The sequence below is a fragment of the Mitsuaria sp. WAJ17 genome, from assembly GCF_014174515.1.
GTDB lineage: Bacteria > Pseudomonadota > Gammaproteobacteria > Burkholderiales > Burkholderiaceae_C > Roseateles_B.
Window position 1 is genome coordinate 22,617 of record NZ_JACJUG010000031.1, and the last position, 21,415, is coordinate 44,031.

21 protein-coding genes and 2 pseudogenes are annotated in these 21,415 nt (G+C 67.5%); 15 read left to right on the forward strand and 8 right to left on the reverse strand.

Features of this window, described 5'->3' with window-relative positions; translation table 11 throughout:
• Positions 1-2 precede the first annotated feature (2 nt).
• The 4 genes from H5407_RS19995 to H5407_RS20010 are packed head-to-tail and all read right to left on the reverse strand — an operon-like array spanning position 3 to position 3,180.
• Positions 3-923, reverse strand: a complete 921-nt coding sequence (locus H5407_RS19995) for a LysR family transcriptional regulator (protein ID WP_183106259.1) — start codon at positions 921-923, stop codon at positions 3-5.
• Entirely contained in the window at positions 920-1,855 is a 936-nt protein-coding gene (locus H5407_RS20000; RefSeq protein ID WP_183106260.1) for a PDR/VanB family oxidoreductase, read from the reverse strand. The genes H5407_RS19995 and H5407_RS20000 overlap by 4 nt, the downstream gene beginning before the upstream one ends.
• Positions 1,852-2,784, reverse strand: coding sequence for a pyridoxamine 5'-phosphate oxidase family protein (locus tag H5407_RS20005; RefSeq protein ID WP_183106261.1), 933 nt, complete (start codon positions 2,782-2,784; stop codon positions 1,852-1,854). The genes H5407_RS20000 and H5407_RS20005 overlap by 4 nt, the downstream gene beginning before the upstream one ends.
• A 21-nt stretch (positions 2,785-2,805) precedes the next feature.
• Positions 2,806-3,180: a DsrE family protein gene (locus H5407_RS20010; protein WP_183106262.1), complete on the reverse strand. Its 375-nt coding sequence runs from the start codon at positions 3,178-3,180 to the stop codon at positions 2,806-2,808.
• Between the two features lie 491 nt (positions 3,181-3,671).
• Here H5407_RS20010 and H5407_RS20015 point away from each other — a divergent pair, with 491 nt between their 5' ends.
• The 7 genes from H5407_RS20015 (at position 3,672) to H5407_RS20045 (ending at position 8,674) form a co-directional block, all read left to right on the forward strand.
• A complete protein-coding gene (locus H5407_RS20015; protein WP_183106263.1) occupies positions 3,672-4,175 on the forward strand; it encodes a YHS domain-containing (seleno)protein in 504 nt (167 codons plus the stop codon).
• A 69-nt stretch (positions 4,176-4,244) separates the two neighbouring features.
• Positions 4,245-4,532: a DUF2282 domain-containing protein gene (locus tag H5407_RS20020; protein WP_183106264.1), complete on the forward strand. Its 288-nt coding sequence runs from the start codon at positions 4,245-4,247 to the stop codon at positions 4,530-4,532.
• A gap of 34 nt (positions 4,533-4,566) precedes the next feature.
• Entirely contained in the window at positions 4,567-5,412 is an 846-nt protein-coding gene (locus tag H5407_RS20025) for a DUF692 domain-containing protein (RefSeq protein ID WP_183106265.1), read from the forward strand.
• The gene (locus H5407_RS20030; RefSeq protein ID WP_183106266.1) at positions 5,405-6,178 is read left to right on the forward strand and encodes a putative DNA-binding domain-containing protein; all 774 of its coding nucleotides are present in this window, start codon (positions 5,405-5,407) and stop codon (positions 6,176-6,178) included. Before H5407_RS20025 ends, H5407_RS20030 begins: the two co-directional genes overlap by 8 nt.
• Positions 6,179-6,240: 62 nt before the next feature.
• Positions 6,241-6,711 (forward strand): DoxX family protein, encoded by a 471-nt coding sequence (locus H5407_RS20035; RefSeq protein ID WP_404935646.1) that lies wholly within the window; start codon positions 6,241-6,243, stop codon positions 6,709-6,711.
• A gap of 82 nt (positions 6,712-6,793) precedes the next feature.
• Positions 6,794-7,645: an AraC family transcriptional regulator gene (locus H5407_RS20040; protein WP_183106267.1), complete on the forward strand. Its 852-nt coding sequence runs from the start codon at positions 6,794-6,796 to the stop codon at positions 7,643-7,645.
• A 126-nt stretch (positions 7,646-7,771) separates the two neighbouring features.
• Positions 7,772-8,674: a LysR family transcriptional regulator gene (locus H5407_RS20045; RefSeq protein ID WP_183106268.1), complete on the forward strand. Its 903-nt coding sequence runs from the start codon at positions 7,772-7,774 to the stop codon at positions 8,672-8,674.
• On the opposite strand, the gene H5407_RS20050 is transcribed toward H5407_RS20045, so the two are convergent.
• A complete protein-coding gene (locus tag H5407_RS20050; protein ID WP_183106269.1) occupies positions 8,660-9,355 on the reverse strand; it encodes a glutathione S-transferase family protein in 696 nt (231 codons plus the stop codon). The two genes, H5407_RS20045 and H5407_RS20050, sit on opposite strands and share 15 nt — an antisense overlap.
• 529 nt (positions 9,356-9,884) lie before the next feature.
• On the opposite strand from H5407_RS20050, the gene H5407_RS20055 reads away from it, so the two are divergent.
• Complete coding sequence (locus H5407_RS20055; RefSeq protein WP_183106270.1) at positions 9,885-10,325, forward strand: phosphate ABC transporter substrate-binding protein; 441 nt, start codon at positions 9,885-9,887, stop codon at positions 10,323-10,325.
• A gap of 12 nt (positions 10,326-10,337) precedes the next feature.
• Positions 10,338-11,480, forward strand: a complete 1,143-nt coding sequence (locus H5407_RS20060) for a hypothetical protein (RefSeq protein ID WP_255501344.1) — start codon at positions 10,338-10,340, stop codon at positions 11,478-11,480.
• Between the two features lie 324 nt (positions 11,481-11,804).
• On the opposite strand, the gene H5407_RS20065 is transcribed toward H5407_RS20060, so the two are convergent.
• The 3 genes from H5407_RS20065 to H5407_RS20075 all read right to left on the reverse strand — a co-directional run bounded on the left by H5407_RS20065 (position 11,805) and on the right by H5407_RS20075 (position 16,303).
• Entirely contained in the window at positions 11,805-12,191 is a 387-nt protein-coding gene (locus tag H5407_RS20065) for a hypothetical protein (protein ID WP_183106271.1), read from the reverse strand.
• Positions 12,192-12,445: 254 nt separating this feature from the next.
• The gene (locus H5407_RS20070; protein ID WP_183106272.1) at positions 12,446-15,541 is read right to left on the reverse strand and encodes a beta-1,3-glucanase family protein; all 3,096 of its coding nucleotides are present in this window, start codon (positions 15,539-15,541) and stop codon (positions 12,446-12,448) included.
• Between the two features lie 252 nt (positions 15,542-15,793).
• Positions 15,794-16,303, reverse strand: a complete 510-nt coding sequence (locus H5407_RS20075; RefSeq protein WP_183106273.1) for an Lrp/AsnC family transcriptional regulator — start codon at positions 16,301-16,303, stop codon at positions 15,794-15,796.
• A 43-nt stretch (positions 16,304-16,346) separates the two neighbouring features.
• Here H5407_RS20075 and H5407_RS20080 point away from each other — a divergent pair, with 43 nt between their 5' ends.
• From H5407_RS20080 to H5407_RS20100, 6 genes and pseudogenes are all read left to right on the forward strand, one after another.
• Complete coding sequence (locus H5407_RS20080) at positions 16,347-16,514, forward strand: hypothetical protein (RefSeq protein ID WP_183106274.1); 168 nt, start codon at positions 16,347-16,349, stop codon at positions 16,512-16,514.
• A 46-nt stretch (positions 16,515-16,560) separates the two neighbouring features.
• A pseudogene (locus H5407_RS24750) lies at positions 16,561-17,757 on the forward strand (diaminopropionate ammonia-lyase); the annotation flags it as partial.
• A 39-nt stretch (positions 17,758-17,796) separates the two neighbouring features.
• A pseudogene (locus H5407_RS24755) lies at positions 17,797-18,999 on the forward strand (M20 family metallo-hydrolase); the annotation flags it as partial.
• 53 nt (positions 19,000-19,052) lie between these two features.
• A complete protein-coding gene (locus tag H5407_RS20090; RefSeq protein WP_183106276.1) occupies positions 19,053-19,637 on the forward strand; it encodes a peroxidase-related enzyme in 585 nt (194 codons plus the stop codon).
• 81 nt (positions 19,638-19,718) lie between these two features.
• Positions 19,719-20,969: an alpha/beta hydrolase gene (locus H5407_RS20095; RefSeq protein WP_183106277.1), complete on the forward strand. Its 1,251-nt coding sequence runs from the start codon at positions 19,719-19,721 to the stop codon at positions 20,967-20,969.
• A gap of 134 nt (positions 20,970-21,103) precedes the next feature.
• Complete coding sequence (locus tag H5407_RS20100) at positions 21,104-21,379, forward strand: HU family DNA-binding protein (protein ID WP_183106278.1); 276 nt, start codon at positions 21,104-21,106, stop codon at positions 21,377-21,379.
• Positions 21,380-21,415: the final 36 nt, after the last annotated feature.

The window sequence follows — 21,415 nt, forward strand, 5'->3', positions numbered from 1 at the left end:
CCTCAGGCGGACAGGGCGGGCTCTGCGCGCAGCCGCTGGATGGCGAGATCCATGAAGGATCGCACCTTGCTGCTCGCGTAGCGCCCCTCGCGATGAACGAGGTTGAGCTGCAGGGGCGCAGGCGCATAGTCGTCCAGCAGCGTTACCAAGGCGCCGCTGGCCAGGTGCTCGCGCACCTGGTAGCTCAGCAGGCGCGTCAAGCCCAGGCCGCCCAAGGCAAGCTGCAAGGCCGAATCGTTGGTGGTGGTGACCAGTCGGGGGCTCAGGCGCACAGACAGGGCCTGCTTGCCCTGTGCGAGCCGCCACTCTGTCGATGGACCACCCGCTGAGGCGGCGATGATGCTGTGATGCTGCAGATCGTTCGGTACGCGCGGCGCTGCGCACCGCGCCAGATAGGCCGGCGCGGCGCAGATGACACGTCGCACCAGTCCAACCTGCACGGCTTGCAGGCTGGAATCGGGCAAGTTGCCAACCCGCAGCGCCACGTCCACATTCTCGTGAACCAGATCGACCACGCGGTCCAGGAACAGGCAGGTCGCGCTCACCTTGGGATAGCGCTGCAGATACTCCGCCATGATTCCCGTCACAAAGCGTGCGCCGAACAACACGGGCGCGGTGACGGCGAGATGGCCCTGTGGCTGATGATGCAGGCCGGTGACGGCCGCTTCGGCCTCCTTCAGTCGGCCCAAGATGCGGCGGCAGTCTTCGACGTAGCGGTCGCCAGCTTCGGTGACTCGCATGCTGCGGGTGGTGCGCGCCAGCAGGCGCGTTCCGAGCTGGCGCTCCAGCGCGGCAATGGCGCGTGTCACGGCCGGAGGCGAGAGGCCCAGCTGCCGGGCGGCGCCCGCAAAGCCCTGGGCATCGACCACGGCGACAAAGACGTTCAGGAGGTGGAGGCGGTCAGTCGCGAGCGCGCGAGTCATAGGTCCAGCGTCAGACTCTCGCTGCTGGCCCAGCCCACACAGGTGCACAGGCCCTCGGCGCGCTGTGCAGGGCTCAGACACACATCGCGATGCAGCGGTCGGCCCTCCAGAACGCGGCTGTGGCACTGCCCGCATTCACCGCGTTTGCAGTCATAGGCCACGAAAGCGTCGGCGGCTATCAGGGCATCCAGGATGCTGGTGCCTGGCTGAACATCGACCTCGATGCCGCTTTGCGCGAGATGCACGCGAATCGGCTTGTCGCCCGTCTGAGTCCGGGCACCAAAGCTCTCGAAGTGCAGGGCGGAGGCGGGCCAGCCCAATGCGGCGCCGCGTTCACGAAGCGCATTCAGCAAGGGGACGGGGCCGCAGGCATGTAGGGTGGCGCCGGGGCTGAATGCCCCCAGCAGGGCATCCAGCGCCGGTGGGGTCGAGCCCGCATGCAGATGCAGGTGCGCGTTTTGCAGGGCACGGAGCTCGTCCAACATAACCAGACGGTCCTCGCTGCGCGCCAGGTAGTGGAGCTCGAAGGGCTGGCCTGCCGCATTCAAGGCATGGGCCATGGCATGCATGGGCGTGATGCCGATGCCGCCGGCCATCAGCACGGTGCGGCCTTGCCCGGCCTGCAGCGGGAAGCTATCGAAGGGGCCGTCCACGTCGAGGGCCTGTCCCTGCGTTAGTTGCTCGTGGATCCAGAGCGATCCGCCGCGTGAGGCAGGGTCCCGCAACACAGCAATGCGGTATTCCTCGGCGGCGCCTTGTGCGCCAATGAGGGAGTAATGGCGCTCCAGCCCTTGGACGCAGGAGACTGGCAGCTTCAGCCGCAGGTGTGCGCCAGCAGACCAGCCTGGCAAGACCTGACCCTGCGGATGGCGCAGGCGAAGCTCGAGCACATCTGCGCCATGGCGCAGCAGTTGGTGGACGATCAGCTTCATGTGGAGACCTTGGGGTTGAAGGGCGAGGCGTCCAGGAATTCCCAGCTCAGGGCCATGGCCTGCTCGCGCAGCAGCCACTCCTCGATCTCGAACTCCCAGAAGCGACCAGTGCCGCCGGTGAGGCCCTGCGGGTCTGCCTGGTCCCAAAGCAGCCGGGCGCGTCCCGTCAGGTGCAGGAGTCGGCCGGTGGCGAAGTGTGGCACCACCAGGCCGCAGGCTGGGTCCAGTGCGAGATTGCCGAGGGTGTTGTACAGACTGTTGCCTGCGTAGTCGGGCACGCGCAAGCGTCGTGCGTCGAGGCGCTCGATGAAGCCGGTCGGCCCGCCACGGTGCGAGGCATCGAGCGAGCCGGCAGGTGCGCCGCTGGCGATGAACAAGGTATCGGCCGCGCTGATCAGCGCCGCACTGGCCTCATCGAGGGCTTGGCCGCGCCGCACGGGGCCGGCCTCGGCGGGCATGGCGTCGCCGGCCGGCGCATGGGGATGGCGGCGCTGGATGTATTTGGGGCAATTGGGGTAGGCCTCGTCGATCGCGACGCGGATCTGCCAGTCGTCCAGGTGTTCGACATGACCGTTCACGCGGTAGCGGCGCCGGGTCGAGAGTTCGATGAACAGCAGGCCGGCCTGTGTGCCGAGGTTCAGTCCCTGCCAGAAGGGATTGTCGGTCTGGCGCTGCGCCAGGCTTGCCGAGATGTCGATGCTTCGGCCTTCGGGGCTGCGCAGAAAGCCAGGCTGACCGAAGAGCATCGAGGCCCAGAGCTGACCTCGATGGTTGCGAGTCGCGGTGGCGACCATGACCTGCTTTTCAATGAAGGGGCGGGCTCCCGCGATCACCGTGTCGGTGATCACGCTGGCATTGCGCAGCGCGATCGCGGCCTCTCCGGCGCGCGCCTGCACGGCGCGCTCGCCTTCATGGAATTCAAAGGTCATGGTCGTCTCCCGACTGGCGGCTTAGAACGTGAAGACGGTGAAACCGTCTGCCACCAGCTTGCCGAGGCTGGGCAGCCCGGAGGTGCCGGGCACGCTGTTGTCGGTGATCAGGTCAAACCCGCTCTTCACAGCCTCTTCACGCGAACCGAACACGTCGGCGCAACCGCAGGACACGCCAGCGATCTCGTTCTCCACCGCCTTGAAGAGGGCGTGCACGGGGTGGTCGGCTTGGCTGATCACGCCAGGCCAGCGGGTGCCGGCGCCTTGAAAGTAGATGGACACGGCGGTGCCGCGCTGCTTGAAGTCATAAGCGGCGGCCAGGCCGTTGAACATGCGTCCCAGGGCGTCTTCGCCGCCGTTCTTGGGGTCGGACAGGATGATGATGGCTGCTTTCATGGTGATTCCTTGGTGGGTTTCGATTGAGGGTGTTTGAGGTCCTGCTGCCTGCTGCAGGCCTGGAGCCGAACTCTAGGGATCGAGGCGCCCCTCAGAAATCACCTGCAGGGAAATGGGCTGTTCCGGCGCGCGGAAGAGTGGCGCGCCCACCCGGCGGCGTGGCGGCCTTCGCGCTGCAAGGTATGAGCCAGCAGGGGCCTGCGTTCGTCGTCCCGAAGCATCTGCTGCAGCTGGACCCTCGTCCAGCGGGGCGGGCGCCGAGCAGGCCTGCTCGGCGATTCAAGACGATTGGGCTAGCGAACGAGACGCTCAGTCACCACGGCAGGGGCTTCGGTTTCTAAAGTTCAGTCCATGCAGTCGGGCCAGGCCATGCAAGCGCAAGAAGCCCTGACCAACTGCTGTGGCAACCGAGGTTGTGGCGAGTGTCCTGTGATGCCCGCCGAGCAACTTCAGCAAGAACTTCCTACCGAACCGCCCAAGAAAGGCACATCATGTCCAAGAGCAAATTCCGTGCTTCCCTGATCGCTGTGGCTGCCGCCGCGGCACTGACCGCAGGCTTCGCCCCGTCCGTGGCGTTTGCTTATGACGAGAACTCTGCAGCGGCTGTGAACATCGACAGCAAGGGTATCGGCCTGCGTGGCCACGATCCGGTGGCTTATCACACGGTGGGCGCGCCCACCGCTGGCAAGGCTGAGTTCTCGGCCAAGCACAACGGCGTGACCTATCTGTTCTCGAGCGCGGCCAACCGCGATGCCTTCAATGCCAACCCTGGCAAGTACGAGCCGGCCTACGGCGGCTTCTGCGCCATGGGCGTGGCCCTGGAGAAGAAGCTTGACGGCGACCCGACCGCCTGGAAGCTGGTGGACGGCAAGCTGCACTTGAATGTGAACAAGGACGTTCAAAAGAAGTGGCTGGAAGACGTGCCGGGCAACAACAAGAAGGCCGATGCGAACTGGCCTTCGATCAAGGCCAAGACCCCCAAGTCCCTGGCTTGATGCAGCGGGGCGCGCTGTCTTGAGACGAGCGCGCCCTTCCATCCCCCAAGAATCCAGCCCTCACACATCATGAGCACACGACGACACGTGATCACGGTCCTGGCATTGGCAGCAGCCGTGCAGGGCGCGGCCCTCGCGGAGCAGAGCAAGCCGGGCGGCGGCAAGGTCGCCATGGAGAAGTGCTATGGCATCTCCCTGGCCGGGCAGAACGACTGCGCCGCCGGCCCCGGCACCAGCTGCGCCGGAACCTCCAAGGTGGACTACCAAGGCAACGCCTGGAAGAAGGTGCCCGTGGGCACCTGCGTCACCACCAAGACGCCCAAGGGACAGGGCTCGCTCACGCCGCTCAAGGCTTGAGTGCGGCGGGTATCGACGCAGGTTCACAGCAGGAATGGGCGCTACCGTGCAGACGTCACTAGGGCTGGGCTTCAAGCCCCAGCATTTCCGGCAAGCCATGCAGACGCAAGCCGAAGGCCTTTGGTTCGAGGTTCATCCCGAGAACTACATGGCTGACGGCGGGCCGCGCCCGCGCATGCTGGCAGCACTGGCCGAGCGCCACCCGGTGGCTCTGCACGGCGTGTCGCTCTCTTTGGCGGGGCCGGATCCTCTGGACCTGCAGCATCTGCATCGACTGCGGCATCTGGTCGATGCGGTGAAGCCGGTCCGCCTGTCAGAGCATCTGGCCTGGTCGCGCCTGGGAACACGCTATGTACCGGATCTGCTGCCGGCGCCGCGCACAAGCGCTTTGCTGGAGCGGGTCGTTGCCCATGTGGACCAGGTTCAGCAGCTGACCGGCATGCGCCTGGCTCTTGAGAACCCCAGCCACTACCTGATCCTGGAGGGGCATGAGTTCAGCGAGCCTCATTTCCTGAACGAACTGGTGCGACGAACAGGCTGCGCCTTGCTGGTGGACGTGAACAACCTCTACGTGAGTGCCAACAACATCCACCAGCGAGCCAGCGACTGGCTGGCGGAGATTGACGTCGATGCCATCAGCGAGATTCACCTGGCAGGGCACAGCCAGGATCCCGTGCTGGGCCCCCGGCTGCTCATTGATTCCCACGACTGCCCGGTATCCGAGGAGGTGCTGTCCCTCTACGCAGCCCTGTGCCAACGCATTGGGCCGCGCCCCACGCTGATTGAATGGGATGGCGCGGTGCCTGAGTTTTCCGCGCTCTGGCAGGAGCTGGAGCGCGTGCGAGCAGCAACGCCGACCCGGAGCTTCGCTCATGATTGATCCTTCGAGCTTCTACACACAATTCCTGACCGGTATCGATGGCTGGCAGCTGCTGGTCGGAACCGACGTTGAAGCCGGGCTGGCCCCTGAGCCGGCGGCGAAGGCGGTCTATGTCAACACCGGCTTACGCGCAGCCATCGAGTCCCTGGAGGCCAACTTCCTCAGCGTTGCCAACTGGGTGGGAGGCCCTTGGTTCTGGCCCGCGGCGACGGCATTCGCGCGTGCCCACCCGCCTCAAGACGGTCGGCTGTTCCTGTACGGTGACGGCTTTCCCGACTTTCTGGCCTCGATGGAACACGCGCATCTGGCTCGCTACACCAGCGATCTGGCCTGGGTGGATTGGATGAACATGCGCGCCCATGCGGCAGGCGATCACCTCCCGCTGACCGCGACTCACCTTGCCATGCTGCCGGCCGAGGCCTTGCCGGCCCTGCAGCTGAAGGTAGCGCCTGCGACGCATTGGAGGGCTTCCCCAGGCTACGCACTGGTCGAGCTGTGGCGCAGCGCGCGCGCCGGTCGCACCGAGACGGAAGTCGAGCTGCGCGATGCCGCCGGTGTGCTCGTGACCCGGCCTGATGACGAGGTCTGGGTGCACGAGGTGCCGCTGGCCAGCCTGCATCTGCTGGACGCGCTTGCGGCGGGACAGAACCTTGCCGATGCCGCCGCTCATGCCAGCAGCCGGGAGTCGCCCGAGCGCCCGTTCGACCTGCAGGCCGCGCTGGGCGCATTGCTTGAGAACGGCGCCCTGCAGATGCCGCCGACCTGACGGATTCAACCGTCAACCTCCAACTGCCATGAATCCAGGCGCCAACACAGAAAGACCACATCGTGAACGCTCACCCTCCCGCGCTGCGGCATGCGCACCAAACTCTGGTTCATGGGGCCGGACGCCTCTTCTCTGAAACGCTCGTGTTGCTGGCGGCTCGTCTGGCGATCGCAGGCATCTTCTGGCGCTCGGGGCGGACCAAGGTTGACGGCTGGTTCACCCTCAGCGACTCGGCCGTGGCCTTGTTCGCCGAAGAGTACCAACTCCCCTGGGTGGACCCGGCAGTGGCCGCTTCGCTGGCAGCCCTTGCCGAACATGCGTTGCCGATTCTTCTGGTCCTGGGGCTGGCCACGCGCTATGCAGCCATCGGCCTCCTGGCGATGACTTTGGTGATCCAGTTCCTGGTCTACCCGGACGCCTGGCCCACGCATCTCAGCTGGATGAGCCTGATGACCTTGTTGGTGGCCAAGGGTGCCGGGATACTGTCTTTCGACGCCTTGCTGTCCAGGCGATTGTTCCGCTCGGCGCAATGAGCTTATGTGCCGGGCGTGGCTTGGCAGCACCTGGCCTGGCGGGCGACGATGGCGCATCTTCGCAGCACAAGGGCAGGCTCCTATGGAAGACGAAATTGATACCTTGTTGACGCGCTTCGAGCTGAAGGCGCGCGTCTTCTTTTCAGGGCAGCTCTGCGGCCTTGCGCAGTTCGATGACGGTCAAGGTGTGGGCCATCTGCACGTGATGCGGCAGGGGCAGCTGGATGTGCTGCTGCCCGACGGCTCAGTTCGCCCGGTGAGTGCGCCTGCTGCCCTGTTCTTTCCTCGTGCCACGCCGTATCGTCTGCGTGCGCCCGACGTAGGCGGGACTGACTTGATCTGCGCATCCGTCGCCTGTGATGCGCCGCTGGGCCAGCACATGATGGCGGAACTTCCCTCCATGCTGGTCGTGCCTCTGGAGGAGCAACCGGGCTTGCAAATGAGCCTGCAGCTCTTGTTTGACGAAGCGTTTTCCAAGCGCCAGGGGCGAGCCGCCGCTGTCGATCGCCTGAGCGAGCTGGTGCTCATTCATCTGCTGCGGGAAGTGCTGGGGCAGGGGCAGTTGAAGGTCGGCGTGCTGGGCGGCTTGGCCGATCCCCGCTTGGCGAGGGCCTTGCACGCCATTCATGCCGATGCCGCGAAGCCCTGGACGCTGGAGCAGCTCGCCATCGTGGCGGGCATGTCTCGCGCACGTTTTGCGGCGCAGTTCACCCAGGTCGTCGGGCAAGCGCCGGGCGAGTATCTGTCGAGCTGGCGCATTGGTCTGGCACAAAGCCTCCTCAGCAAGGGGCGGCAGGTGAAGCATGTGGCCGACGAGGTCGGCTACGGCAGCGCTTCAGCACTGACTCGCGCCTTCGTCCTCAAGACCGGCATGGCGCCGACCGATTGGTTGGCGGGCAGGCGTGCAGGCGTTCACGCTTCGCTCAGTCGCTAGAGGGGGCTTCACCGTTGCCGGCAGAAGAGGAGGGCATTCCGAGGTCGAAATTGCCCGTGGCGGGGTGACGAAGGGGCTGGACGGATTGAGAGGCCAACGTGCCCACGCGCGGCGACAATGGCCCGCATGAGCCGCACCTCCGCCTTTGATTGGGACGACCTGCGTGTCGCACTCGCCATCATGGAGTGCGGCACCCTGAGCGGCGCTGCAGCCAGGCTGCATGTCAGCCATCCGACGCTGTCGCGCCGGCTTCAGCTGATTGAGCGGCGCCTCGGAACGCGCTTGTTCGATCGCACCCCGAGCGGCCTGCGGCCGACTGAGGCGGGCGAGGAGGTCCGTGCGCTGGCGCTTCGCTTTCGTGATGAGATCGCCAGCCTGGAGCGTCGCGTCGGCGGGCGTGACGAGGGACATGACGGGCCGGTTCGGATCACGGCGCCTGATGCGGTCTCCGAGTACCTGCTGCCCGGTGTGCTGGCGGCGGTTTGTCGCAGGCATGCGGGATTGCAGCTCGAGTTGCATGTGTCCAACGATCTCGTCTCGCTGGCGCAGCGCGAGGCCGACATCGCACTTCGCGTGACCCGGGCGCCGCAGGAGACCTTGCGAGGGCGCGAGCTTGGCTCCGTGGCGATGGCAATCTACGCGCCGCGGCAGTTGACCGAGGCGACAGCACCCTTGGCGCCGACCGTTGGCCTGCCCTGGATCGGCTTCGATGCGGGCCTGGCCTGCAGTGCTCCGGGCAGCTGGCTGTCGCGCAACGTCGCTCCCGAGGCAGTCCGGTTCCGCGCGAACACGCTGCTGGGCGCAGCCCAGGCCGCGCGTGCGGGGATAGGTTGCGCCGTGCTGCCTTGCTTCGTGGGCGGGGCCATTCCTGAGCTCGTTCGCCTGGGTTCGCCGCTTGAGGAGCTGACGCAGCCGCTGTGGCTGCTGATGCACGAGGATGTCGCGCGTGTGCCGCGAATGCGCCGCGCGAGCGCGGCGCTGTCCGAGGAGATCGCGGGCGCGTCCCGGCAGATGTCAGGCCTCGACTGAGCGCTTCTCGGCGGCGGTCGCGAGTCGGGCCAAGAAGGACCCGCGCCCGGCCAGATAGCGCAGGAAGACCTGTCCGTAGTCGGGCACCACGGCGACGCGCACGCTGGGCCTCGCCGCCAGCCTGTGGCGATAGGCAGTTGTCGCCGCTAGCCCGTGGAGGAGGCGGAAGTCCGCCAACTGGTCGAAGGTGTCCAGCAGCCGGAAGATCGGCGCGAAGGCGGCGTCCACCAGGCCGAAGCGCTCGCCGTCGAAGTACGGCCCCGCCTCGGCCAGTGCGCTCTCCAGGCGCGCGAAGCGGCCGGCGAGCTCCAGGCGCTTGCGCTCGAACGCGGCTTCGTCCGGCGCCATGTAGAAGCCGAACACATCGCCGATCACGGCCGATGCGAACTCTGCCCACGCGCGATGGCGGGCGCGATCCAGGGCGTGGTGCGGCCACATGGGCGTGCGGTCGGGATGGGTCTCCTCGATGTACTCGCAGATGACGGCCGTCTCGAAGACGGGCGTGTCGCCCACGCGCAGCACGGGCACCTTGCCCAGGGGCGACAGCCGGACGAACCAGCCCGGCTTGTCGGTGAGGTCGATGTAGGTCCGGCGGACCTCCAGGCCCTTCTCGGTGAGCTGGATGGCTGCCCGCTGGGTGTAGGGACACAGGATGTTGCTGATGAGTTCAAGGTGGTGCATGTCAATGCCTCGTGGAAGAGTGCACGACCTTAAGGACCGGCGGCGGACGACGCCATCGAAAGCTTGTTCAGGCCGCTGTGCAGAAATGTTCAGGCGCTGTTGCGCACCAGGCTGCGGGGCAGGCCCCTCCATCCGCTGAGTCCGGCTTCCTGCTGGACTGCTGGTGCGTGTCCTGGCAACGGGCGGATCCTGTTGTGTCGAGGATCCGTACCGCCCGCCCCACCCCGGCGCATGCCTGGGCGCGTACGGCTGCACGGTCCAGGCGCAGGGCGCTCTGCGGAAGATCAAGCGCCGTCCCCATTACGCGACAGCTGTCACCTGAGTTCGTCACCTCGATTGCGCGGCGCCTGCTTTCCATGCACATTGGTCTGACGCTTCGACGCTGCCGCCTGAGCAGCAAGGGGCCGCACAGCAGGCCATGTCCGGCCAGCTGTGTTCAGGGATGGGATGCAAAGCAAGTCTCGGGGGCGCGGCCATGGGTGCGTCCTTCGGGGCAGGGTTCACTGTTGACTCTTGAGAGGAGAACGACGTGGAGCTTGTCACTCGTACCCTGGGCAGTGCGGCGATCGCCGTCCTCGCCCTCTGCTCGGCAACGCTTGCGCGGGCGGATCATTTGGTCGTTGTCGTGGGCGCCTCCAGCACGGCGCCCAAGCTGAGCAGCGAACAGGTCTCTGCCATCTTCCTGGGCAGCGTCAAGAGCTTCCCCAACGGCGAGAAAGCCATCCCCATCGATCAGACGGCCGGCTCGCCGGCCTATGGGCAGTTCTATGGGCAGGTGGCGGGCCGCAGCGAGGCGCAGATCAAGGCCTACTGGTCCCGCATGGTCTTCACTGGCAAGGGCGCACCACCACAGGAGGCCGGGGATGGTGCGGCCGTCAAGAAGCTGGTGGCCAGCAATCCCAACCTGGTGGGCTACATCGACGCGGGGCTGGTCGATGGCAGCGTCAAGGTCCTGGCTGAGATCAAGTGAAAGGAGGGCGAGATGAACACCTCGAACAACGCCGCACTGAAGCTTCGATTCGTCGCGCTGGGCCTCGCCCTGGCCTGGGCCGCGCCCAGCCAGGCCGAGGACATGCGCTTCACCTGGTCCGGTTTTGCCCAGCTGACCGTGGCCAAGGTCCTCGGTGGCACCGAGCGCAACTACATGGAATGGCAATGCCCCTGCGCGATCCAGAACTGGGAATACGTGGGGGTCTACGAAAAGTCCCGGGGCTGGCAGGCCGATCAGGAATCGCTGCTGGGCCTGCAGGGCACCGTGCATGTCAACGGGGCGCTCTCGGCCACGGCTCAGGTCGTCGCCCGGGCGAACAACAAGAACTACCGGCCCACGCTGGACTGGGCCTACCTCTCATACGCCCTCAATGACTCCTGGACCCTCCAAGCCGGGCGCAAGCGCATTCCCCTGTACTACTACAGCGACTTCCTCTACATCGGCACCGCCTATCCCTGGGTGCGGCCGGCCCCCGACGTCTATGGCTGGCCCATCTACGCCTACGATGGCGCCAACCTGGCCTACAGCGGCGCGCTCAAGGGCAGCTGGACCCTGGAGGGCAACCTCTGGGCCGGCAATTTCCAGAACGACAACGCGCCCTACAACACGCGCATCTATTGGGGCGACCCGACCACCGAGAAGTGGCGCAACATCCTGGGCGGCTACCTGACGGTGTCGGACGGCGTCTACAGCGCCCGCTTCATGCTGATGCGCTTCGACAACTACCAGTGGAGCGACCTCGCCGATGGCACGCGGCGGGACAACCTCCCCGGCTACCGGACCACCATTGCCGGGCTCTCCTTCAACTACGACGGGCGCGAGTGGATCCTGCGCAGCGAGATCAACCGCTTCCAGCAATCGACCTCGGATTTCGTCTACAACTACTTCCTCGTCGGCCTCGGCTACCGCTGGCATGACTGGACCGGCATGGCGACAGTCTCTCGTTACCGCACGCAGGAGAACAACCTGGGATTCGCCATCGAGGGGCGGCGCACGCAAAGCCTGGCCCTGCGTTACGACCTCAACAAGAACGTGGCCCTGAAGGCGCAGTACGACGTGTCCAGGGACCAGTCCAAATACGACTTCTTCGGGGACCACAGACTGCTGTCCTTCTCGGTCCAGACCGCCTTCTGAGGCGAAGCGTCAGGCGGCGACGTGCTGGAGGCGCGGGCTGCGCGCCATCACCTCGCGGGCCTGCGCCAGGCCCGCGGCTTCCCGAAGCAGGGGCGCGGGATCGAGGGGGCGGCCGCTGTCGATACTCCCGTGCCGTTGCGGATCCACCCCCGCTGGCCAGCGAGGCAGGCCTCGACGCGCTGCTCACCCCTCTGAACTGGGGCGTGCAGAGGGCGCGGTCCTCAGCCCTCACCGGCACGCCCTGCCAGAAACCCGCCGTGGCGAGCAACGCCAGCGGGCGCAAATGGCCGCGCCGAGGGGCGAGGCCAGGATTCTGACGGACGCTCACTTGGTGGGTTGGGCGGTGCCGGGAGCAGTTGCCGCATCCTGCGCCATGGCGCCGGTCCCTGCAAGCCGGACGGCCCGCTCGATGGCCCGTTCCACGCCGCTGCTTCTTGGCGGATCCTGGCCTGGCGGGCTCACGATCACCGAGGGCGCAGGCGCGGGCTGGGGATGCGAAGCGACCGGACTTCGCTGCACGGGGCCCGCAAAGGGCAGATGCTCCAGCAGCAGGCCCCGGCGCAGCGTGACGCCTTCTGCAGCGATGCGCTCGACGCGCAGGCCGTGCGCCACCACATCGCCCGCCTGGGCCGACCTGGCGGGATCCTCCCCAACTTGCAGGCGGGCCAGCCAGCGACCGCGACTGTCCTGGCTGAGCGCCAGGAGGCGCACGCCTGCCGCCTCCCGGGGCCTCAGCGCCGCCGCTGGGGCAGAGGCGGTGTCTGAGGCCTGCGCCGCCGCCCAGGGCGCCTGCTGTCGCGCTGGCAGCGCTGGACCGGTGCCCGCCGCAGCGGGGCTGGGGGCTCCGGGTGACAGCAGCCACGGGCCCAGGCCGAGCAGGCTCAGGCTCAGGCCGGATGCCCAGAGCCAGCGCCAGCGGCGTCCTCCCGGATGGCCGCTGGCGCCTGAGGGCGATGGCCGGGCGCTCACCATCCGATCGTGAAGGTCACCGTCTGGGGCGACCGGGTGTGGATGGACGGGCTGCGCGAGCCCACGTCGTCATAGGCAAAGCCGTAGGCCAGTGCGTTCAGGCTGTGCTCATGCCAGAAGCGGGCGAAGTGGTTGGCCGGCTGGCCCGCGGGGAAGTGCGCGGCCGGATCCCACCAGCTTTCGAAGGGCAGGTGGGCGACACGGCGATTCAGTGCGGCGCATAGCTGGGCCTGCAGCTGCAGCTGCTTGCCGGCATTCGTGGTGCCGCCGCTGGTGTCGTCCAGCAGGCCGTTGCCCAGCATCACCATGGCCGTGCTCGGCTTGCCGTTGATGAGATAGACGCCGCCGTTGGCATCGGTGAAGCGCATCACGTTGCCGCTGACACGGCCGCGGAAGCTGCCCCAGCCATTGCGCAGGTCCAGCACCAGGTCCTGCTGGCTGTACTGAGCCCAGACGGCGCCGATGTAGTCGTCCAGATAGTGCTCATTCGCCTGGCCGGGTTGGAAGCTGGCATGGGCCGGCGCCATGATGCGAAAGGGCGCATGCGGCGCCTGGGCCAGGCCATGGAAGGGCGCCGGCATGTCGTTGATGAACTTGGCGAAGAGCTCGTCGCGGGTCTCGGTGAGCGACTCCCCCACCGTCTGTGTGAAGCCGTCCAGCCCCGTCACCGACAGCTGCACCGGGAAGCCGAACTGGTCCACCCGCGTCGTGTTGACGAAGATGCCCTGCGGATTGCTGCCTGGCGGCAGGATGGCGAACTCGCCAAAGTCAAAGGTGACGTCGATATTGGGATCGGTCGGGTTCTCGATATTGGCGCCGGCATAGGCGATCTTGCCGTTGGCGTCGGTGTTGACCCAGATGTACATGGGGCTGCCGACGCTGAACAGGATGCGCGCCGAGTTGATTGGCGGGATGGTCACCGACTTCAGCTGTTCCAGGGTGAAGAAGTAGTTGCTGTAGGGCAGACCGTTCTTCATCAAGGCGCCGTTGTCGCCCAGGCTCATGGGCACCAGCTGCCCTTGGGCGTTGACATGCACGAACTGGTCCGTGGCCCAGTCCTTCCCGATGATGGCCCAGTAGACCTGCGCGTCGCTGAACCGGCCGCGCGTGGCGTTCACCAGGCGGAAGGTGGTCTGGCCGTTCCAGACCTGGCCGCCGCCGCCGCCGATGGCATAGCTGGCCTGGCTGAGTGCGGAGGCCGTCATGCCGGGCTTGAAGGCGATGGCGCGTACGGTGGTCGGGCCTGCCAGGGGGATGGGACCGCCATAGGCCGGCGAGCCGGCGCCGGGGGTGCTGCCGTCAGTGGTGAAGCGAATCGTCGCCCCCACCGTGCCCGAGGCCAGGGTCAGCTGGATGGGCGAGTCATAGCTGCCTGCCGCATGGGAGAACACCGGCGCAGCGACCTGGCCGCCAGGCGTGCCCACCACGTAGGTGCTGCTGGCGATGCCTGACTGGCTGCCGTCGCCCAGCACGCTGATGGCATTGAGCGTCATGGCGGTGTTGACCGTGATCGGTCCGGTGTACTGGGGCGACAGCGCATTCGGCGCCGAGCCATCGGTGGTGTAGCGGATCACGCCGCCCGCGGCCTGGGTGGACAGGCTCACGCTGACCGGGCTGGCGTAGCTGCCACCCGCCGGGCTGAATGCGGGCCTGGGGATGTCATTGCCCGTGCCCATGACGTAGCTGTACGCAGGGGAGTCCGTCTGCGTGCCGGACACAGGGGCATAGGTGAAGGCATAGCCGATGCGCTGGCCGGGCTGGAGGCCGCTCAGCACTGTCTCATAGCGGCCCAGTGTGGGGTTGTAGGCCATCTGCGGATTGATCTGCGAGCCGGTGCCGACCTGGTAGTGCAGGATCACGAAGCTCTGCGCCGCCGTGGGCTTGAACCACACGGTGGCCGTGGTGCCCAGCTCCGACACGCCCTGCGAGAAGGCCCCGCCGACGATGTTGATGGTGTAGCCGGCACTGGACACGGACGAGTCCGCCAGGCCGCTGGCGCTGGCATAGGCCTTGATCGTGAGGCTGCGGCCCACGGGGATGGGAGCGGCGTAGGCCGGCGAGGCGGCGCTGGGCGTGCTGCCGTCGATGGTGTAGCGGATCACGGCGCCCGGCGTGCTGCTGGCGAGGCTGATCTGCTGTGCGCTCGTGTAGGTACCGGCGGGCACGGAGAACGTCGGGGCGGCCGCGGTGCCGCCCCCGCCCCCGCCACCACCAAGGGTGAGCACGAAGAGCGGGCTGTCTGCCGCGCCGCTGCCGTTGGCGAACCAGGTGAAGCTGTACTTCACGGTCGCGCCCGCAGGCAAGGCGGTCTTGTGCTCGAAGCGCTGGGTGCTGCTGTTGTAGCTGCTGCGCACGTTCTGCTGGCCGCTGCCGGCGTCGAAGTGCACATCGACCCAGGCGGTGGCGGCGAGCTCGCGGGCGAACCAGAAGGTGGCCACACCACCGGTGTAGTCCACGCCTTGGGTGTAGCCCGAGCCGCCGCCCGTGGTGAGGGTGTAGCTGGCGCTGCTGACTGCGGAACTCTGGCCGTTGAGCAAGGCGATGGCCTTGACCGTGGCACTGGCGTTGAGCGTCAGCGTGGTGGTGTAGGTGGCCGAGGCCGCCGTGGGCGTGCTCCCGTCCAGGGTGTAGCGGATGCTGGCACCGCTGCTGCTGGAGCTGAGGTTGATGCTCAGCGGCGCGGTGTAGCTGCCCGAGGGCACGGAGAAGCCCGGTGCGGCCGGTGCGCCGCCGCCCCCTCCTTGCAGCAGCGTGCTGCCCACGGCCGTGTCATAGGCGGCGCCGCCGGTGAAATAGGTGAAGCTGTGGGTGAGCGTCTGGCCCGCGCTGGCCGGAAAGGAGGTCTCGAAGCGCGCCGCGCTGCTGTTGTAGCTCATGCGTACATTCATCTGCGCCCCGCCGGCCAGGCTGTAATGGGCGTCGACCCAGCTGCTGCTGAGGGCGGGCTTGAACCACAGCGTGGCCGTGCTGCCCGAGAGCTCCGCGCCGGCCGTGAACTCGGCCGCGCGAGAGGCATGGGGCAACAGCCCCAGCGAGAGGGCCAAGACGGCGCAGAGCAGCCGGCCTATCAGCCCGAGAAAGGTGTGAGTCATGCTTGTCTCCAGTCGGTTTGAGGGGGATCCCTCTGGCGCCTGCGGGCGCTCGTCTGTGCTCTGTACTGCAGGCGTGATTCTGGATTGAAAGCGCTTTCTTTGATAGCGAGTGTTGACCCGAGTAGATGGTTAAATATATCCATGCATATCAATATGAAAGCGATTTCATATTGGCTGATTCAGTGGGAGGAGAGTTCAGGCGCTGACTGTCCGCTGCTCCGTCGCCGTGATGCCGGGGCGGGCCGGCCGGGCTCAGCGAGCGCCGGTTGCCCGCAGTGGCACGCGGGTCTCGAACTTGGAGCAGTTCATCGCGAACATGCTCTTGAAATTGCGGACGTTGTGGTTGGAGGAGAAGGCTTCGCGGGTGAAGGCGTGGAACTGCTCCATGGACTCCGCGCTGATGATCAGCAGGAAGTCGAACTCGCCCGAGACCTCGTAGCAGGCCATCACCGCGTCCTCGGCGGCCATGCGCTGCTCGAACTGCGTCAGCAGTGCGGCATTCTGCCTGTCCAGTTCCACGGACACGAAGACCGTCAGCGGTCGCCCCACCAGGCGCCGGTCCACGATGGCCACCTGGCGCTGCAGCACGCCGGAGTCGCGCAACTGGGCCATGCGCCGCTGACAGGTGGCGGGCGAGGTGCCCAGCCGGTCCGCCAGGGCGCGCACGGGCAGCGAGGCGTCGCGCTGCAGCAGGTCCAGCAGGGCGGCGTCCAGGGCGTCCAGCACGGCAGGCTGGGCCTTTGGCAGTGGCGCTTGAGACATCGGAGGCGAATGGCGTCGGCAGGTGAGACAAACAATCCATCGCATGAGAAAGGGCGATGAATCCGCTCGGCATGATGCCTCAACAATTCCTGCAGCTCACTTCAGTGAGCCTCCCCTGGACAGAACCGAGGACGACTTCGTGATCCGCATGTACACGCATGAATTCGCGCCGACGCTGCACTGGGCCTCCGGCGTGCCGGCGACGGCCTGAGCGCCTCGCAGCGCCCGATCCACCTTCCCAACCCCTCCAGAGCCCCATGTTCTTCGCCAACCCGCATGCCGCGCGGCGCGCCTATGACGCCGATCTCCAGTCCCAACTGAGCCTGACCGGGGGACAGGCCGCCGGATGGCGCCTGGCGGGCTGGCCTGGCCTGTCCGCGCAGCCGACGCCTGCCTGGTCCCTTCCGGGCCTGGCGCAGGCGCTGGGCATCGCCCAGCTGTCGGTCAAGGACGAAAGCCGGCGCTCTGTCCTGGGCAGCTTCAAGGCCCTGGGCGCGCCCAATGCGCTGATCAAGCTGGTGCAGCGTCGCTTCACCCCCATGGCCTGGTCCGGCACGGACCTGCTCGCCGGCCGCCATGCCCAGGCGCTGTCGGGCTTCACCGTGATCAGTGCCACAGATGGCAACCATGGCCGCGCCCTGGCCGCCGCGGCGCAGAGCCTGGGCTGCCGCTGCGTGATCGTGCTGCATGCCGGTGTCAGCGCCGAGCGCGAGCAGGCCATTGCAGCCTATGGCGCTGAGATCGTGCGCATCAGCGGCAACTACGACGACTCGGTCAAGGAGGCCGCCCGCCTGGCCCGCGAGCAGGGCTGGGAGGTGGTGTCCGACACTTCCTATGAAGGCTACGAGGAGGTGCCGCGCGATGTCATGCAGGGATATGGCTTGATCGCCTGGGAGCTGTTGGACGGCCTGGGCTGCGAGGACGCCTGCCCCTGGACGCATGTGATCCTGCAGGGCGGCGTGGGCGGCCTTGCGGCGGGCATCGTCAGTGGCTTCTGGGACCGCTTCGGCGCGGCGCGCCCCGTCTTCATCGTGGTGGAGCCTGAGCAGGCGGACTGCCTGCTGCAGAGCGCGAGGGCCGGGCGGCCGGTGCGGGCCTCGGGCAGCATCGACTCGGTGATGGCGGGCCTGGCCTGCGGCGAGACCTCGCCCCTGGCCTGGCGCTTCCTGCAGCCGGCCGTGGACCTCTTCATGACAGTCAGCGACGCGCAGGCCGAGGCCGCCATGCGCCTGCTGGCGCAGGGCGTGCAGGGTGATGTGCCCCTGGTGGCCGGTGAGTCCGGCGTGGCCGGCCTGGCAGCGCTGCAGCGGCTGGCGGTCCACGAGGCCCCTCGCCGCGCCGTGGGGCTCGATGCGGGTTCGCGTGTGCTTCTCATCAACACGGAAGGCGCCACCGCGCCGGGCGTCTATGCCGGCATCGTGGGCCGCTCCGCGGAGGCGGTGCGTGCCTCGCAGCGGGACTGGCTGCGGCGCGCGGGCCTGTCGCAGGACCGGCTGACGGCGCTGCTGCAGGCGCACGCGGCCCTGGGGGCCACCGAGGGCGGCGGTGTGTGCCGCCTCGCCCTCACCGATGCCGACCGCCAGGGGCGCGATCAGCTCGTGTGCTGGATGCGCGAGCTTGGCCTGGAGGTTCGGGTGGATGGCATAGGCAATATCTTCGGCATCCGGGCCGGGCGCACCCAGGCGGCGCCGGTGATGACGGGCTCGCACATTGACACCGTCGCCGCCGGCGGCCGCTATGACGGCATCTACGGCGTGATGGCGGGGCTGGAGGTGGTGCGCTGGCTCAATGAGCACGAAGTCGAGCTGGCACGGCCCCTGGTGGTGGCGGCCTTCACCAACGAGGAGGGCGTGCGCTTCCAGCCGGACATGATGGGTTCCCTGGTCCATGCTGGCGGCCTGCCGCTGCAACAGGCCCTGGACACCATCGGCATCGACGGCCTGCGCCTTGGGGACGAGCTCGCCCGCATCGGCTATGCCGGTGACCTGCCCTGCGGCAGCCTCCTGCCTCATGCCTTCGTGGAGCTGCACATCGAGCAGGGTCCGGTGATGGAGGCCGAGGGCATCGCCATCGCTGCCGTGCAGGAGCTGCAGGGCATCTCCTGGCAGGAGTTTCAATTCACCGGCGAGCCCAACCATGCCGGCACCACGCCCATGTCCCTTCGCCGTGACGCCGGCTACTGCGCGGCGGCAGTGGCGGTGTTCGTGCGCGAACTGGCGCGGCGCTACGGCGGCAGCCAGGTGGCCACGGTGGGCGTCGTGCAACTGCATCCCAACCTGATCAACGTCATCGCCGGGCGCGCCACCGTGGCCGTCGACCTGCGCAACACCGACGAGGCGACGCTGCAGCGTGCCGAGCAGGAACTGGCCGCCTTCGTGCAGCAGCTGAGCGCGGCGGAGTCCGTGACGGTGGAGGCGCGCCGCCTGGTGCGCTTTGAGCCGGTGCGATTTGACGAAGGCCTGGTCCGGCTGGTCGAGGACTGCGCCGGGGCGCGCGGCCACCGCACGCGACGCATGAGCTCCGGCGCAGGGCACGACGCGCAGATGATGGCCAGGATCTGCCCCGCCGCGATGATCTTCGTGCCCAGCGCCAAGGGCATCAGCCACAACCCCCGCGAGTACACGGATCCAGCCGACCTGCTGTGCGGGGCAAATGTGCTGCTTGACGTGCTGCTGACCCTGGCCACTCAGGACTGAGCCCGCGGGGCGGCTGCGTTACGCTTGACGCTCACTACTTGTCGAGCAAAGCCATGCCCTCCGCCGCCCCCTTCAAGATCAGCCGCTTCCCCGTGCCGGAGCTACGGGATCTGCCCGAGGATCTCCGTGCGCGCATCCTCGCCGTGCAGGAGAAGTCGGGCTTCGTGCCCAATGTCTTTCTCGTGCTGGCCCACCGGCCCGACGAGTTCCGCGCCTTCTTCGCCTATCACGACGCCTTGATGGACAAGCCCGGCGCGCTAAGCAAAGCCGAGCGCGAGATGATCGTGGTCGCGACCAGCAACGCCAACCAGTGCCAGTACTGCGTCGTCGCTCACGGAGCCATCCTGCGCATCCGGGCCAAGAATCCGCTGCTCGCGGACCAGGTCGCCATCAACTACCGCAAGGCCGACATCACGCCGCGCCAGAAGGCCATGCTGGACTTCGCGATGAAGGTGTCCACCGCCTCGCATGCCGTAGGCGACGAGGACTTCGAGGCGCTGCAGGCCCACGGCTTTGGCCCTGAGGAGGCCTGGGACATCGCGGCCATCGCCGCCTTCTTCGGACTGTCCAACCGCATGGCCAACGTCAGCAGCATGCGGCCCAACGACGAGTTCTATACCCTGGGCCGCGGCGGCTGAGGGCCGGGCGCTGACGGTGTCGGGCGGTGTCGGGAATTTCGATTAGGCTTGCCCCCCTTCTCACCGCCCAGGGGGCCAGCCATGCAGCTCTGCGTTTACTTTGCCACCAACCGGGGCCATGAAGGCCCGGAACGATTCGCGCCGCTGCGCTACGGCAGCCGCTTCTCCCGCGACGGCATGGAGAACCTGCGCTTCGGCCGCGTGCTGTTCGACGCCGATGATGAGCAGGTGCGCGCGCTGCTGGACCAGCGCCGCGATCACACCGGTGCTGGCGACGGCGAGGCGCTGCAGGACTACCTCAGCAAGTGCGTGGCGAGCAGCCAGCGCATCGAGTGCTACCGGGAAAGCATCCCCGATCCGCAGCTCAACGAGCAGGCGCAGGGTCAGGCGGTGAAGCTGGGCTCCGCCGCCCTGTTCGCCGAGCTGCAGCAGGATATGCAGCAGGGCCGCGACTTGATGGTGCTGGTGCATGGATTCAACGTCAGCTGGGAGGAGGCGGTGGCCACGGCGGCGGCGTTCGAGGCCATGGTCAACCGTGCGGAGCCCGCGCTGGACGAAGGCCTGCCGGTCAAGTCGGTGCGGGTGCTGCTCTTCACCTGGCCCAGCGACGGCGCGGCCCTGCCCTGGGCCAGCTACAAGAGCGACCGCGCCGACGCCCACGGAACGTCTGGGGCGCTGGGGCGCGCCTTGCTGAAGCTGCGCGACCAGCTGCATGCGCTGGGGCGCGAGGTGCGCCAGAGCAGCGTGCGCGTCCGTGCGCTGCGTGCGGCCATGGCAGGCCTGCCCAACGCCGAGGTCGAGCGTGCCATCGCCCAGCTGGAGGCCACCGAGCTCTGCGGCCAGAAGCTGCACCTGCTCGCGCACTCGATGGGCAACTACGTGCTGCAGAACGCGCTGGCTCGCGTTCATGAGTTCAGCCCGGGTAAGCAGCTGCCTCGACTCTTCGACACGGTCTTCCTCTGCGCGCCCGACGTCGATGACGACGCCCTGGAAGGCTCAGCCCCGCTGGCGCGGGTGCACCAAGTCTCGCAGTCGGTGGCGATCTATCACAACCGCAATGACATGGCGCTGAAGATGTCGGACTTCACCAAGGGCAATCCGGACCGCCTGGGGCAGGGCGGGGCGGCGCGGCCGCTGCTGCTGCATCAGAAGGTCTACCAGGTGGACTGCGCGGCCCTGGTCACGGGCCTGACCCAGCACAGCTACTACACCAACGGTCTGGTGGCCCGGGACATCCGGCTCGCACTGTCCGGTCTGACGCCCCGGGAACGCGGACTGCAGGGCACGGGGCAGGCCCCCAACACCTGGGCCCTGGTGCGCCGCCAGGCATGAGCCCGGCATGGGCAGGGCGCCGTGTCGGCGCTGCGCCAGCCGTGGCCGTCGGGAGCCCGCCCCGACAGGGCCTCCCGCCTTTCCGTGATAATCCGGCCCCTTTGCCCCCCTCGGGCGCCAACGGAAGCATTTGCATGAACAAGAGTGAACTGATCGATAGCATCGCCACCAAGGCCGGCATCAGCCGCGCCGCCGCCGGTACGGCCCTGGAAGCCACGCTGGCCAGCATCAGCGAGGCCCTGGTGGCCGGTGACGCCATCGCCCTGGTGGGCTTCGGCACCTTCAAGGTGAGCGAGCGCGCTGCCCGCACTGGCAAGAACCCCGCCACCGGCGCCACGCTGGAAATCGCCGCCTCCAAGTCGGCCAAGTTCACGCCGGGCAAGGCCCTGAAGGACGCGCTGAACGCCTGAGCGGCCTGCCGCTGAGGCCCAGGGCCGGTGCCGCTT